The following is a 17,215-nucleotide window of genomic DNA, read 5'->3' on the forward strand; positions in this document are numbered from 1 at the left end:
TCAGGACAACACTTTGCCCACCGGCACCGCCAAGCCGTCATGCCACCACGCCGCGAAGCTGAAGACGTTGGGCGCCTTGAGAATCGTGAAATGGTTGCCCGGCCCGTACCACACGGCGAGGTCGTTGACATGACGCTGCCAGCCTTCAAGCATCGCCGCCTGCTCGCGCTGATTGCCCCACGCGTCCAGGGTCGGATCATCGACCAGCACCAGCCGCACCGGCCCGGTGTAGGTCAGTGGCGGTTGATAGACCGTGCGCAGCGCCGTGGCGAAGGTGCGCACCGGGCCGTGCATCGCATCCGGCGCCGCGCGCTCCGACAACACGCCGGCGCGGACCATGCCGGCATGCAGCAGGCGCAGTTGCGTGGCGTCATCGGCGTTGACGAAGGCCTGCGGATCAATGCCCAGCGACTTGCCGCTGGACAGTTGCAGCGTGTCGATCAAGCGCTGCAGCGCCGCCGTGCCGGTATACGGCTTGCCTGCCGTGCCGTTGCCGCCCGGCGCCTCGCTGTCGATCAACGTCAGCGACGCCACTTCACGTCCCTGCGCTTGCAACTGCGCAGCCATGGCATGCGCGACCCAACCGCCGAACGAATGGCCGATCAGGTGCACCGGGCCCTGCGGGTATAGCTGCTCGATGGCTTGCAGATAGAACGCCGCAGCCGCCTCGACCTGACTGTGCGGCACGCCGATGCCGTCCAGCCCCCGCGGTTGCAGGCCGATGATCGGCCATTCCGGGCCAATGGCTTCGGTCAGGTGAATAAACCCCGTGACGCTGTCACCGGCCCCCGGCACACAGAAAATCGGCGCATGTCCCAAGTGTCCGCTCTGGATCGTCAGGAGCGGCTGGTACTGCGCAGGCTCAGGGGGTTGCACGGCGTCCAGCGCCTGCGTGATGGCCTGCCCCAACGCCTGGATATGCGGCGCCTTCATCATGGTGCGGTGATCGCCGGGGATGTCGATGCAGTGCAGCCAATGGCTGGCGAACCGCGCTTCCCAACCCCGCGTCGGGCTGGGCAGAGACTGCCCGTCCATCAGCTCCTGAGCGCGGAACAGATGGATCGTCTGGCTCGCCGGGCTGACCCGGTAATGCGCCAGTGCCAGGCGATGCGCCGCTTCGCGATCAAAGTAATGCCGGGCATCCGCGGCGCTGACCGTGGCCAGCTCCGGATCGGTCAAGTGCTGCGCCAGGCACCGCTGGAACAACTGATCGAAATCCATTGCGCCGGCGGCGTCTTCCAGAGCCTGCACCGCCGCCAGTGCGCTGGCGCCGTCGGCACCGAGCATCAGCGAACGGCCACGGCAATGGCCAAGCAACTGGCGCTTGTCCAGCCCCTCGCCACTCCACAGCGCCTTGTCCTGCGCCAGCGAGTTGGGCGCGTAGCTGTCGAGCAGGCCGATGAAGTCCACCACCTGATCCTGACCGAGCAACTGCTGGGCGACCTCATGGGCCAGCACGCCACCGAACGACCAGCCCGCCAGCCGATACGGCCCCTGCGCCTGCACCGAACGGATGATCCCGGCCATGCGCCGAGCCATGCACTCGAGGGTGCGCAACTGCGGCTGTCCAAGCGGCACACCGGGCAGGCCGTAAATCGGGAACGTCCCGCCAATGTGCTGCGCCAGCGTCGGGAAGTACACGTCGCGGCCACTGAACTCATGCAGCAGGAACAGCGGCGTACCGTGATCCCCGGCGCGCACCACGACCAGTCCGTCCGGTTCCCCCGCGCTCTCGCCCTGCCCCAGCAACGCAGCGGCGGACTCGACGCTCGGGTGCTGGAACAGCTCGGCCAGCGACACTTGCAGACCGGCCCGTTGCAGCTGATTGACCAACCGCACCGCGAGCAACGAATGCCCGCCCAACTCAAAGAAGTTGTCGTGACGACCGACCTGTTCGACACCCAGCACCTCGGCCCAGACCCGCGCCATGGTGGTTTCGGTTTCACCTTGCGGCGCCACGTAAGGGCGGCTGATCAACGCGTCCACACCCGGTTCCGGCAGAGCCTTGCGGTCGACCTTGTCGTTCGGTGTCAGCGGCAACGCATCGAGCAGCACGAAGGCGCCGGGCACCATGTATTCCGGCAAGCGTTCCAGCACATGCGCGCGCAAGGCTTCCAGACCTGGCGCCTCGATCCCGGCACGCACGGTGTACCAGGCCACCAGACGTTCGTCGCGCACCATCACCACCGCGTCGCGGAGCGCCGGATGCTCAATCAGCCGCGCTTCGATCTCGCCGGGTTCCAGACGTAACCCGCGCAGCTTGATCTGGAAGTCGTTGCGGCCGAGGAATTCGAGGTTGCCGTCATGGCAATAGCGCGCCAGATCGCCAGTGCGATACAGCCGGTCCCCCGGCACGAACGGACTGTCGATAAAGCGCTCGGCCTGCATCTGCGGCAAGCCGTGATAACCCCGCGCCACCCCCACGCCGCCGATGTGCAACTGACCGCTGACGCCTTGCGGCACCGGTTGATCATGGTCATCGAGGACGTACAGGCGAGTGTTGCTCAGCGCCTTGCCGATCGGCACCACGCTGTCCGGCAGCGACATGCCCGGTTCCAGCGTCCAGCCGGTGCTGTCGACGGTGGTTTCAGTCGGGCCATAGACGTTGTGCAAACGCACCCACGGCAGGCGCTGGCGCACTTGCCGAACCAGCGCAGCACTGAGCTCGCCGCCACCATTCAGCACATCGGTGAGGCTGGTGCACTGGCTGACATCGTCCTGCTCGATAAAGTCTTGCAGCAGCGCCGGTACGAACTTCACCACCGTCACGTTGTGCTCGCGAATGGCCCGCACCACATACGCCGAATCACGGTTGCCGTCGGGCCGTGCAAGCACCAGGCGCAACCCGGTACACAGCGGCCAGAAGATTTCCCACACGGAGCTGTCGAAGCTGAACGGCGCCTTTTGCAACAACGCGCCGTGCGCGGTTGGCGAACTGATCTGCGAGCCCCAATGCACCATGTTGCAGGCGCTGCGGTGTTCGATCATCACGCCCTTCGGCAGCCCCGTGGAACCCGAGGTGTAGATCATGTACGCAAGGTTCGCAGCACTCAGGCCCGGCACCTGCGGAGCATGATCCGGCAGCTGCTGCCAGGTGCTGCGATCAAGCTCGATCAGCCCGGCCGCCGACTCGGCGAACAACGAACGCGTCGCCGCCTGCACCAGCACCGCCACCGGCGCGCTGTCCTTGAGCATGTAGGCCAGTCGTTCCGCCGGATAACCCGGGTCCAGCGGCACATACGCCCCGCCCGCTTTCAGAATCCCGAGCAGGCCGACCACCAGATCCAGCCCGCGCTCGACGCAGATCGCCACTCGCGCCTCCGGCTGCACGCCTTGCGCACGCAGGTGATGAGCCAGCTGATTGGCGCGCTGATCAAGCTCGCGGTACGTCAGACTGCCAGCGTCGGACTGCACCGCCAGCGCCTGCGGTTTGAGCCGTGCCTGTTCCTCGAACAAACGGTGCAGCGGTTGCTCCAGCGGGCAATCGGCCTCGGTCGCGTTGTAGTCGATCAACAAGCGCTGACGTTCCTGCGCGTCGAGCAACGGCACCTGCGCCAGCACCGTCTGATCATCGCTGACCAGCGCCGTCAGCAGTTGCTGGAAATAACCGACAAAGCGGCGGATCGTCGACTCGTCGAACAACGCCGTGGCGTAGTTCAGCGCACCGCGAATCCCGTCTGCGTGCGCGCCCAGGGTCAGCGACAGGTCGAACTTGACGAAGTGCCCTGCCCCGGCCACGCCTTCGAGAGTCAGGTCACCCAGTTTCACACTCGGCCCATCGTTGTTGTCCCAGCTCAACAGGGTCTGGAACAGCGCGCTATGGGACAGGCTGCGCAGCGGTTTGCAAATGTCCACCACCTGCTCGAACGGCAGGTCCTGATGCGCCTGCGCCTGCAGGGTTTGCGCCTTGACCCGCGCCAGCAAGGCTTCGCCACTCGGCTCGCCGGAGGTGTCGATGCGCAAGGCCAGGGTGTTGACGAACATGCCGATCAAGCCTTCGATCTCGGCGCGGGTGCGGTTGGCCACCGGCGAACCGATGACCACATCGGCCTGGCCGGACAGGCGACTGAGGGTCATCGCCCAGGCGCTCATGATCACCATGTACGGCGTCACTGCGCGACGCTGGCACAGCGCCGTGAGCCCGGCACTGACCGGCTCGCCCAACACCACCTCGACGCTGCCGCCGCTGTGGTCCTGTTGCGCCGGACGCGGCCGGTCGGTGGGCAAGGTCAGCAAGGCCGGCGCACCGGCCAGGGTCTGTTGCCAGTAATCGCTCTGGCGTTGCAGCACCTCGCCACTCAGCCAGCGCCGCTGCCACACCGCGTAATCGGTGTATTGCAGCAGCAGTGGCGGCAGCGGATCGGCTTCGCCGTGGCTGAACGCCTGATACAGCGCCGCCAGCTCGCGGGTCAGCACGCCCATCGACCAGCCGTCGGAGATGATGTGGTGCAGCGTCAGCAACAGCACGTGGTGATCGTCGGCCAGCCGCACCAGACGGCCACGGATCAGCGAATCATGTTGCAGATTGAACGGCGCCGACGCTTCGGCCTCGCTCAAGCGACGCAAGGCGTCATCGGCCTGCGGGTGCTCACGCAAGTCTTCGACCTGCAGCAGCAAACCGCTCTGCTCCTCGCGGATCAGCACCTGCGCCTCGTCGTCGCGCTGGATGAAGCGGCTGCGCAGGGTTTCATGGCGTGCGACGATCCGCGCCAGTGCCCGTTGCAGGGCCACTTCATCGAGGCGCCCGCGCAGGCGCAGGCCGACCGGGATGTTGTACGCCGAGTGGCCACCGCCCATTTGTGCCAGGAACCACAGACGCTGTTGGGCAAACGATAGCGGCAACGCTTGATCACGCGGCGCCGGCAGAATGTCCGGCAACGTGCTGCGCCCGGCGCGGCTGAGCACCTCGGCCACGGCCGCCAGCTCCGGATTGGCAAACAGCTCGGCCAATGTCAGCTCCACGCCCAGTTGCTGGCGTACCTGCGACAGCATGCGCATCGCCAACAGCGAGTGCCCGCCCAGTTCAAAGAAGTTGTCGTGACGCCCGACCTGGGCAACCTGCAACACCTCGGCCCAGACCTGGGCCAGGCGCTGTTCCAAAGGCGCCGCCGGGGCCACATAGACCCGGCTGAGCAGTGCCGCCTGCGTCGGTGCCGGCAGGGCCTTGCGGTCGATCTTGCCGTTGTTGTTCAGTGGCAGAGCCTCAAGTTGCACCCAGGCGCTCGGCACCATGTATTCCGGCAGCCGTGCCTGCAATTGCGCATGCAGGTCGGCACTGTCTACGGATTGATCGTGGACGGTGTAGTACGCCACCAGACGTGCGTTTTCCTGGCCGTCGCGGCGCGCCAGCACCACCGCTTCCTTGATCCCGGCGCAGCTGAGCAAGCGACTTTCGATTTCCCCGAGTTCGATGCGGAAGCCGCGAATTTTCACTTGATCATCGTTACGCCCGATGCACTCCAGTTGCCCCGGCGCCAGCCACCGCACGAGGTCGCCAGTGCGATACAGCAGCGCGCCGGGCTGGTCGCTGAACGGATCACGGAGGAATTTCTCGGCGGTCAGATCCGCACGGTTGAGATACCCCAGTGCCACGCCCTGCCCGCCGATGTACAACTCGCCGGTCACGCCCTGGGGCACCAGTTGCTGATGGGCATCGAGCACGTAGACCTGCGTGTTGGCAATCGGCCCGCCAATCGGCACGCTCTCGGCGTTTTCCGCCACCTGCTGCACTTCGAAGGTCGTCGCGTAGGTGGTGGTTTCAGTCGGGCCGTAGCAATGCACGAGGCGCAGCGCCGGCGCCTCGGCCAGCAACGTGCGGAACGCCGCCGGATCGCCGCGCTCGCCCCCGCACAACAGAATGCGCAGGTCTTTGAGCGCCTGCGGAATCAGTTGCACGTACTGGTTGAACAGCGCCGTGGTGACGAACAGGATCGTCGCCCCGCTGGCGCTCAGTTCCCGGCCAAAGGCGTGCGGGTCGAGCAGGGTCTGATGGTCGATGACCACCACGCGCCCGCCATTGAGCAGCGGCCCCCAGATGTCCATGGTGCTGGCATCGAACGCCGGGTTCGAGGCGAACACCACGCGGTCCTGCGCATTGAAATCGGCATAGCCGTTGTTCAGCACCAGGCGGCCGATGCCACGGTGCGGCACCATCACACCTTTCGGGGTGCCCGTGGAGCCCGAGGTGTACATGACGTACGCCAGCGATTCCGAGGACTGCAGCCGATTCGGGTTGTGCGTCGGCTGGTCGCTGAGCGTCAGGCGATCCAGGTCGATGCGCGCCACGCTAAAGTCGATCGCTTCGCTGCTGAGGGTCAGCAACGCCACGGCCTGACAGTCCTCGACCATGAATGCCTGACGTTCGCTCGGTGCATGGATATCCAGCGGCACGTAAGCTGCCGCACACTTGGCAATCGCCAGTTGCGCGACCAGCAATTCCAGCGATCGCGGCAGCAGGATCGCCACGCGATCCCCCGGTTGCACGCAGTGGCCGATCAAGTGATGGGCCAGACGATTGGCCCGTGCATTCAGCTCGAAGTAGCTCAGCGACTGCGCACCATGCACCGCCGCCACCGCTTTGGGATGCGCCGCCGCCTGTTGCTGGAACACCCCGTGCACGGTCAGCGCCTGCGGGTAGTCACGGGCGGTGGCGTTGAAGTCGTGCAGCAAGCGCTGACGCTCGTCCGCCGCCAGCAACGGCACCTGCTCCAGTACCGCGTGATCATCGCCGACCATGGCCGTCAATAGCCGCTGGAAGTAGCCGACATAACGCAGGATCGTCGCTTCATCGAACAACGCCGTGGCGTATTCGAGTGAACCGCGAATCCCCTCGCCGACTTCGCCCAGGGTCAAGGTCAGGTCGAACTTGGCAACATCGCCGGCGCTGGCCAGCGCTTGCAGGGTCAGTTCGCCCAGCGCCAGATCCGGCCCGACGCTGCTGTCCCAGCTCAAGGTGGTCTGGAACAACGGACTGTGGGCCAGACTGCGCACCGGCCTGACGATTTCCACCACCTGCTCGAACGGCAGATCCTGATGGGCCTGCGCGGCCAGCGTCACCGCCTTGACCCGCGCCAGCAGCGCTTCGACGCTCGGTGCGCCGGAGGTGACGATGCGCAAGGCCAGGGTGTTGACGAACATGCCGATCAAGCCTTCGATCTCGGCACGGGTGCGGTTGGCCACTGGCGCGCCGATCACCACGTCGGCCTGCCCGGACAACCGACTCATCAACAGCGACCAGGCACTGAGCACGGTCATGAACAAGGTGACGCCATGCCGCTGACTCAAGGCCTTGAGCCCGGCACTCAGGCGCGCATCCAGCAGCACTTCGACGCGACGCCCGGCGTAATCCTGCTGCGCCGGACGCGGCCGGTCGGTGGGCAAGGTCAACAGGGCCGGCGCGCCGTCGAGGGTCTGCTGCCAGTAATCGCTCTGGCGCTGCAACACCTCGCCACTGAGCCAGCGCCGTTGCCAGACCGCGTAGTCGCCGTATTGCAACGCCAGCGGCGGCAATGGATCGGGCTGTCCGTGGCTGAACGCCTGATACAGCGCCATCAGTTCGCGGGTCAGCACGCCCATCGACCAGCCGTCGGCGACGATGTGATGCACGGTCAGCAACAGCACGTGATGCTCGTCGGCCATTCGTACCAGACGCCCGCGAATCGGCGGATCGTTCTGCAGATCGAACGCTGTCGCGGCTTCCTGTGCTGTCAACGTTTGCAAGGTCGCTTCGGCCTGCGGGTGCCGGCGCAGGTCTTCGACCTGCAACACCATGCCGCTGCCGACCGGGGCGATAGCGACCTGCGCTGCATCGTCAATGCTCAGGAAACGGCTGCGCAAGGTTTCGTGACGCGCCACGATCTGCGCCAGCGAACGTTGCAGGGCGTCACCGTCGAGCCGCCCGCGCAAATGCAGGCCAATCGGAATGTTGTACGCCGAGTTACCGCCCGCCATCTGCGCCAGGAACCACAGGCGCTGCTGGGCGAAGGACAAGGTGCCGTCACGCGTGACCGGCAGGATTTGCGCCCGGCTGCTGACGTCCGCTGCGCACAGGCACCGGGCAACGGCCGCCAGTTCAGGGTTGGCGAACAGGTCGGCCAGGGCCAGTTCCAGGCCCAGTTGCTGGCGCACCTGAGCGACCATGCGCATCGCCAGCAGCGAGTGACCGCCGAGTTCGAAGAAATGATCATGGCGTCCGACCCGCTCTACCTGCAGCACCTCGGCCCAGATCTGCGCCAGGGTGGTTTCCGGCTCGCCTTGCGGCGCGGCGTACTCGCGGGTCAACAGCGCGGCCAGATCCGGTGCCGGCAAGGCCTTGCGGTCGACCTTGCCGTTGGCGGTCAACGGCCATGCATCGAGCCTGACAAAAGCGGCAGGCACCATGTACTCCGGCAGTTGCGCCAGCAGGTGTGCGCGCAACTGGCCAACGCTCAGCGACTCGCCCTGTTCGGTGTAATACGCCACCAGCCGTGGCTGGCCGGGCTCATCCTCACGGGCCAGCAACACCGCGTCCCTGATTGCGTCGAGCTGGTTGAGGCAGGTTTCGATTTCGCCCGGTTCGATGCGTACGCCACGGATCTTGACCTGATCATCGTTGCGCCCGAGGTATTCCAGGGTGCCGTCCTCGCGCCAGCGCGCCAGGTCGCCGCTGCGGTACATGCGCGCATTCGGCGCCGTGCTGAACGGGTCGTGCAGGAAGCGTTCCGCCGTCAGTTCCGGACGATTCAGGTAACCCCGGGCCACGCCGGCACCACCGACGTACAACTCGCCCATCACTCCCAGCGGCACGGGTCGTTGCTGTTCATCGAGCAGATACACCGTGGCGTTGCTCACCGGTTTGCCGATATGCAACGCCTGCCCGGCTTCGACCGTTCCGGAGGTCGCCACCACCGTGGCCTCGGTCGGGCCGTAGTTGTTGATCACCCGGAACGGCTGGTTGGCGTTGAACCGGCGCAGACGATCACCACCAATCAACAGGGTTTTCAGGGTCGGATGCGGCAGATTCTGGCTGAAGGCGTATTCGGCCACCGGGGTCGGCAGGAAGCTGACGTCCAATGGCTGTGCGCGCCACCAGTGGAGCAAGGCGTCGATGTCTTCATTGCCGTCATGGGTGGGCGCCAGGTGCAGGGTCGCACCAACGCACAACGCCGGCCAGACCTCCCAGGCCATCGCGTCGAAGCCGAACCCGGCCAGGCTTGACGTTTGGCCGCCGGCGCACAACTCGAATGCCTCGCAATGCCAATCGACCAGATTGCTCAGCGTATGGTGTTCGACCATCACGCCTTTGGGCAGGCCGGTGGAGCCGGAGGTGTAGATCACATACGCCAGATGCTGCGGGGTCAGGCCCGGCAGAACAGGATTGTCGCTGTGGTCGCTTGGCCACAGGTGCCGGTCAAGGTCGATCACCGGCACTGCCAATGCTGGCAGACGTTCGCGCAACGTACTTTGGGTAAGCACGGCGACTGGCGCACTGTCCGCCAACAGGTAGTTCAAGCGCTCGGCCGGATGCGCCGGATCGATTGGCACATAACCGGCGCCAGCCTTGAGAATCGCCACCAGTCCGACCAGCGTATCGAGGCCACGACGGGCGACGATGGCCACGCGGTCGTCGGGCTTCACCCCCGACGCAATCAGATGATGCGCCAGTGCGTTGGCCTGTCGGTTCAACCCGGCATAACTCAGGGGGGCCTCGGCAAACACCGCTGCCGGCGCGTCCGGCCGCTCGGCCACTTGCTGTTCGAAGCGCTGAGCGATCGTCAGCCCTTGCGGGTAATCGGCGCGGGTGGCGTTGAAGTCGATCAATAGCTGTGCGCGTTCATCGGCCGGCAAAATCGACACGTGCTCAAAACCCTGATGCGGCGCGTGTTCCAGCGCCTCCAGCAAGGCGTGCAAGGCGCACTGCAAATAGCTGCAAATGCGCCGTGCATCGAGGCCGGCACCGGCCAGTGCGGTCAGGCTGAAACCTTCGCCGAAGTCATCGACGCTGAGGGTCAGGCGATAGTTGCTGTGCTCTTCGGCCTCGAGCAATTGCATGCCGTGCCACGCCGCTGTGGCTTCGGCAGAAGACGCGCCCGACGAGGCGCCGTGACGGTAATTGAACAGCGTACTGAACAGCGGCGTGGTCGGCGCCATCGCGCTGCAATGCTGGATGCGCGCCAGTTGCGCGTGTTCGTGCTGCAGCAACTGGCTCAGGCGTTGGTGCGTGGCCAGCGCCGCGCCCTTGACGCTGTGCGCGCGCAAATCAAGGCGCAGCGGCAAGGTGTTGATGAACACCCCGAGTGCCCGTTCCGCCCCCTCGCCGCCCTGCAAGCGCCCGAGCAACACCGTGCCGAACACCACGTCGTCGCGCCCCGACAATTGCCCCAGCACCTGCGCCCAGGCCAGGTGCATCAGACTCGCAGCACTGACACCGAGGCGCCGGGCCTGACGGCGGATCTCGTGGTTCAGCGTGGCATCGAGAGTCAGCTGAGCCTTCTGCGCCTGTTCTTCCAGGGCCGGGTTCTGGCCGTATGGCAGGGTCGGTTCGTCGACGTCGCCGAGCATCTCGCGGAAGAAGCCTTCGTGCTGCTCATCGCTCAGCCCGGCCAGAGTGTGCGCCACGTAATTGCGGTACGGCACCGGCTCGGGCAGGCGTTGCGGCTGGCCAACGAGGAAGGCCTGCATTTCCTGTTGCAGCACCTCCAGCGCCACGTGATCCATCACCAGGTGATGGAACAGCAGCAACGCAACGACACGTTGATTGGCCGCGTCCCAGGTGTGGACCACGCGCATCAGCGGTGCCTGATCGACGGCCATGCGGTAATGCCCGGCGTCAAAGTGGCAGCGCAACTGCGCCAGAGCATCAACGTCCGCCGCTTCCAGCGCGACGTTTTCACAGAGCAGCGATGCCTGCCGCCAGACCACTTGCACCGGGTCTGGCAGGCCGTCCCAGAACAGCGAGGTGCGCAGAATGTCATGACGCTGGATCACCTGCTGCAAGGCTTGGGTAAAGCTGTTCAGACGTTGTTCATCGGCAAACGCGAACTGCGCCTGCAACACATACGGATCGCCCTGAGCGGCAGACAAATGATGGAACAGGATGCCGGTCTGCAACGGCGCCAGAGGGTAGATATCCTGCACGTTGGCCGCACCGCCGGGGATGCTGGCGACAATACGGTCAAGGGTTGGCTGGTCGAGCGTCACCAGCGGCAGCAGATCCGGGGTGATCTGCGTGCAATCCGCAGGGATGCGGTTGGCCGGCACTTCCGCGTCCGGCTCGCCACCGACTGCAGCGGCGAGTGCGGCCAGCGTCGGCTGGTTGAACAGCACACGAATGTCGGCGCTCAGGCCGGCGCGGCGCATTTTCGCCACCAGGTTGACCGCCAGCAGCGAGTGACCACCCAGTTCAAAGAAATGGTCGTGACGCCCTACCCGCTCGACGTTAAGCAATTCGGCCCAGAGTTGCGCCAGCGCGATTTCCACTTCGCCGACCGGGGCTTGGTATTCGCGCGAGGTCAACGCGCTCAGATCCGGTGCCGGTAGCGCCTTGCGGTCAAGTTTGCCGTTGGGGCTAAGCGGCAATGTGTCGAGATGCACGAACACGGCAGGCACCATGTAGTCCGGCAAATGCTCCAGCAATTGCCGGCGCAGTGCCTCGATGTCCAGCGCCGCGCCGGTGTAATACGCGACCAGACGCTTGTCGCCAGGTACGTCTTCGCGAGCCAGCACGGCGGCTTCCTGCACTCCATCGACCTGAGTCAGGCGGGCCTGGATTTCACCGAGTTCGATGCGCAAGCCACGGATCTTCACCTGATCGTCGTTGCGGCCGAGGTATTCGATATTGCCGTCGGCCAGATAGCGCGCGACGTCGCCGGTGCGGTACATCCGTGCGTTCGGCTGTTCGCTGAACGGATCGTCGAGGAAGCGTTCGGCGCTCAGTTCCGGGCGGTTCAGATAACCACGGGCCACCTGCACGCCGCCGATGTACAACTCGCCGACCACGCCTTGGGGCACGGGCTGTTGTTGCGCATCGAGGATGTACATCCGGGTGTTGGCGATCGGTTTGCCGATCGGCGTGTTGTCCGGAGTTTGCTCCAGCGGCCCGGCGCAATCCCACGCGGTGACGTCTACCGCCGCTTCGGTCGGGCCGTACAGGTTATGCAATTTGCTGCCTGGCACTTGCTGTTTGAAACGCCGAACGATGCTGCCCGGCAAGGCTTCGCCACTGCACATGACCTGACGCAATCCGCCGCAACGTGCAGTTTCAGCATGGGTGAGGAACACGTCGAGCATCGACGGCACAAAGTGCAGCGTGGTGATGTGCTCGCGCTCGATCACTTCGCTGAGATAATGCGGATCCTTATGCCCCTCGGGCCTTGCCATGACCAGTCGGGCGCCGGTCATCAACGGCCAGAAGAACTCCCACACCGACACGTCGAAGCTGAACGGCGTCTTCTGAAGTACGGAATCGGCTGCCGTCAGCTGATAAGCGTCCTGCATCCACAGCAAGCGGTTGACCACCGCGGCGTGTTCGTTGATCACGCCTTTGGGTTGCCCGGTGGAACCCGAGGTGTAAATCACGTAAGCCGTGTGGTGCGGAGTCAATTCCGGTGCTGACAAATTGTCCGCCGGTTGCGATTGCCAGTGCGGCTGATCCAGATCGATCAGCGGCACCGTGACGTTACCGAGCAACGAGCGCGTCGAACCCTGCACCAGCACCGCCTGCGGTGCACTGTCCTCCAGCATGTAGGCCAGACGCTCCAGCGGGTACGCCGGGTCCAGCGGCACATAACCGCCGCCGGCCTTGAGAATCGCCAGCAGCCCGACCACCATGTCCAGACTGCGTTCGACGCAGATCGCCACCCGCGAATCGGCCTGCACCCCCACCCCGCGCAAGTGCCGCGCCAGTTGATTGGCCCGCGCATTGAGTTCGGCGAAGGTCAGTGACTGCTCAGCGGCCACCACCGCCGGCGCCTGCGGCGAGCGCTGCACTTGCGCCTCGAACAGCCCATGAATTGTCTGCTCCGGATCGTAATCGACGTCAGTGGCATTGAACTCGACCAGCAAGCGCTGCTGCTCTTGCTGCAGCAACAGCGGTGCGTGCTCCAGCACCGCCTGATCGTTGGCAACCATCGCCTGCAACAAGCGCTCGAAGTACCCGACAAAGCGCTGCACTGTGGCTTCATCGAACAGCGCCGTGGCGTACTCCAGCGACCCGCGAATCGCCCCGCCGGCGTCACTCAGACTCAACGACAAATCGAACTTGGCAAAGTGGCTCGGTTCGGCCACACCTTCCAGGCTCAGGTCACCTAGAGCCAGCGCCGGGCTTTCCAGACCGTCCCAACTGAGCAAGGTCTGGAACAACGGACTGTGCGCCAGACTGCGCACCGGCCGGACGATTTCCACCACCTGCTCGAACGGCAGATCCTGATGCGCCTGGGCCGCCAGCGTCAGCGCCTTGACCCGCGCCAGCAGCCCTTCGACGCTGAGTTCACCCGACGTGTCGATGCGCAGGGCCAACGTGTTGACGAACATGCCGATCAGCCCTTCGATCTCGGCGCGGTTGCGGTTGGCCACCGGCGAACCGATCACCACCTCCGCCTGACCGGACAAACGACTGAGCAACATTGCCCAGGCACTCATCAGCGTCATGTACAGGGTCACGCCATGCCGCTGCCCCAACGCCTTGAGCCCGGCGCTGAGGCGTTCGTCGAGTACCACCGCGACACTGCTGCCGGCGTAGTCCTGCTGCGCCGGACGCGGACGGTCGCTCGGCAGCATCAGCAACGCCGGTGCCCCGGCCAGCGTCTGTTGCCAGAACTCACTCTGGCGCTGCAGCACTTCACCGCTGAGCCAGCGCCGCTGCCAGATTGCGTAATCGGTGTATTGCAGCGTCAGCGGCGGCAATGGATCCGGCTGACCGTGACTGAACGCCTGGTACAGCGTCATCAATTCGCGGGTCAGTACGCCCATCGACCAGCCATCGGAGATGATGTGGTGCAGGGTCAGCAACAGCACATGGTGATCGTCGGCCAGCCGCACCAGACGTCCGCGAATCAGCGGATCGTCCTGCAAGTCGAACGGCCCCGACGCTTCGCCCTGAATCAGCGCCTGCAAGGCTTCGTCGGGTTGCCGGTGCTGGCGCAGATCTTCGACGCGCAGCAACAGACCGGTATCCACCGGCGCAATCAGCACCTGCGCTTCGTCGTTGTACTGAGTGAAGCGGCTGCGCAAGGTTTCGTGGCGGGCGACGATCCGCGCCAGTGCGCGTTGCAGCGCATCGTCATGCAAGCGCCCGCGCAGGCGCAGGGCCACGGGAATGTTGTAGGCGGTGTTGGCGCCTTCCATTTGCGCCAGAAACCACAGGCGCTGCTGGGCGAACGACAGCGGCAAGGCGCCGTCGCGCGGCACCGGCAGCATCTGCGGCTGGGTGCACCGCCCGGCCTCACTGAGGACGGCAGCCACCGCCGCCAGTTCGGCATTGGCGAACAGATCGCTCAGCGCCAGTTCGACCCCCAGCCGCTGACGCACCTGCGCAACCATGCGCATCGCCAGCAGCGAGTGGCCGCCTAGTTCGAAAAAGTGATCCTGACGCCCGACCCGCTCGACCTGCAGCACGTCGACCCAGATGCGCGCCAGTGCGGTTTCCACCTCGCCTTCGGGTGCCACGTATTCGCGGGTGAACAGCGCCGTCAGCTCCGGTGCCGGCAGAGCCTTGCGGTCGACCTTGCCGTTGGCGGTCAGCGGCAGTGCGCCGAGCCGGACGAACGCCGTCGGCACCATGTACTCCGGCAAACGGCTGAGCAACTGCGCACGCAACTCGCCCACCGGCAAGGCTTCGACCTGGGCCTGTTCGGTGAAGTACGCCACCAGCCGTGGCTGGCCGGGCTGGTCTTCGCGGGCCAGCAGCACCGCTTCCTGAATCCCCGGCAACTGGTTGAGGCAGGTTTCGATTTCCCCCAGTTCGATGCGCACGCCGCGAATTTTCACCTGATCGTCATTGCGCCCCAGGTATTCGATGGTGCCGTCCTCGCGCCAGCGCGCAAGATCGCCAGTGCGGTACATCCGAGCATTCGGCGCACTGCTGAACGGGTCACGCAGGAAACGCTCGGCAGTCATCTGCGGGCGATTCAGGTAGCCCCGGGCGACGCCGGCACCGCCGACATACAACTCGCCGACAACGCCAATCGGCACCGGGCGTTGCTGTTCATCGAGCAGGTACACCGTGGCGTTGCTCACTGGTTTGCCGATGTGCAGCGCGTCGCCGCTTTGCACCAGACCGGAGGTCGCGACCACCGTGGCCTCGGTCGGGCCGTAGTTGTTGATCACGTCGAAATGCTGGTTGCGGTTGAACTGACGCAAGCGGTCACCACCTATCAGCAGCGTGCGCAGGGTCGGGTGTTCGAGGTTCTGGCTGAAGGCGTATTCGGCCACCGGTGTCGGCAGGAAGCTCACGTCCAGCGGTTGCGCGCGCCACCATTCAAGCAACGCGTCGATGTCTTCGCCGCCCTCATGGGTCGGTGCCAGATGCAGGGTCGCGCCGGCGCACAGCGCCGGCCAGACTTCCCAGGCCATCGCATCGAAACCGAACCCGGCGAGGCTTGAAGTGTGGCGACCCGCGCACAGGTCGAACGCTGCGCAATGCCAATCGACCAGATTGCTCAAGGTGTGGTGTTCGACCATCACGCCTTTGGGCAGACCGGTGGAGCCGGAGGTGTAAATCACGTAGGCCAGGTGCGCAGTGCTCAGGCCCGGCACTTGTGGGTCATGGGTAGCGCACTGCGGCCAGGTGCGGCGGTCGAGGTCGATCACCGGCACGCTCAGAGCCGGCAGGCGCTCACGCAGACGGCTCTGGGTCAGAACCGCCACTGGCGCACTGTCATCGAGCAAATAATGCAAACGCTCGGCCGGATGTGCGGGATCAACCGGCACGTAACCGGCGCCGGCCTTGAGAATCGCGACCAGCCCGACCAGCGTCTCGAGGCCACGGCGGGCGGCGATGGCCACACGGTCGTCAGGTTTTACCCCCAGGTCGATCAAGTGATGCGCCAGGACGTTGGCCTCGCGGTTGAGTTCGGCGTAGGTCATTTGCGCATCGCCAAACACCGCCGCCAACGCCTCAGGCCGCTCGGCCACCTGTGCCTCGAAACGCTGGTGAAGGGTCAACCCGGTCAGGCCTTGCGCCTGCGTGGCATTGAAGCCAAGCAGCACCTGCGCCCGCTCCGCCGCCGGCAGGATCGGCAGTTGATTGACCGGCGTCTGCGGCGCCTGCTCCAGCGCCAGCACAAGGTTTTCCAGCGCGCAGAGCATGTAGTCGCAGACCCGCTGCGGATGGGTTTGCGTACTGGCCAGCAAGGTCAGATGGAAACGCTCACCGAGGTCATCGACGCTCAGGGTCAACGGGTAGTTGGTGCGTTCCTCGGAACTCAGGGTGGTGATGCCCTCCCATGCTGCAAGGGTTTGCGCACTGGCCGTGGCGACGTCGTGGCTGTGGCGATAATTGAGCAGCGTGCTGAACAACGGGGTCGGCGCCACCACGTGACTGCACCGCTGGGCCAGGGCCAGCGGCGCGTATTCGTGGCGCATCAGCGTGGTCAGCCGAGCGTGCGTGGCGTTGACCGCCGCACGCACGTCCTCGCCGTCGATATCCACCCGCAGCGGCAAGGTGTTGATGAAAATCCCCAGCGCCCGGTCAATCGCTTCGGCGCCCTGCATGCGCCCCATCAGCACCGTGCCGAACACCACCTGTTGCTTGCCGGTGAGCGCCGCCAGCACTTGCGCCCAGCCGAGGTGAAACAGGCTCGCGGCACTCACCCCGAGCGTGCGCGCCTGAGCACGCAAACGCTGCCCCAGCAGCGCCTCGACCGGCACGCTCAACTCTTCGATCTGGCTGCCGTCACCCTGCACGTCTTGCAGACCATAGGGCAGCGTCGGCTCGTCGACATCGCCGAGCATGTCGCGGAAGAACGCCTCGTGCTCGGCTTCGCTGACGCCCAGTCGCGCCTGGGCCACGTAATTGCGAAACGGCACCGGGCGCCCGAGTGATTCAGATTGTCCGGTGAGGCAGGCGCGCATTTCATGACGCACCACGTCGAGGGCCGAGTGATCGAGGGCCATGTGATGGAACAGCAACGTGGCGATCACCCGCTGCCCGGCTTCGTCCCAGGCATGGGCCAGGCGCATCAACGGTGCGCGGCTGACGTCGAGGCGAAAATGCCGGGCGTCAAAACGTTCGTGCAGG

The 17,215-nt window shown here is 65.3% G+C and carries 1 protein-coding gene (running past one end of the window); it reads right to left on the reverse strand.

Going from position 1 to position 17,215, the window contains the following annotated elements:
- Window positions 1-17,215, reverse strand: partial view of a non-ribosomal peptide synthase/polyketide synthase gene (locus ACXX9E_RS21800; protein ID WP_458556170.1) — the 3' portion only. The gene runs 614 nt beyond the window's last position; 17,215 of the gene's 17,829 nt are visible here — the last part of the coding sequence; its start codon lies off the right edge, out of view — the gene reads right to left on this strand; its stop codon occupies window positions 1-3.

This window comes from Pseudomonas sp. GNP014 (genome assembly GCF_054344005.1).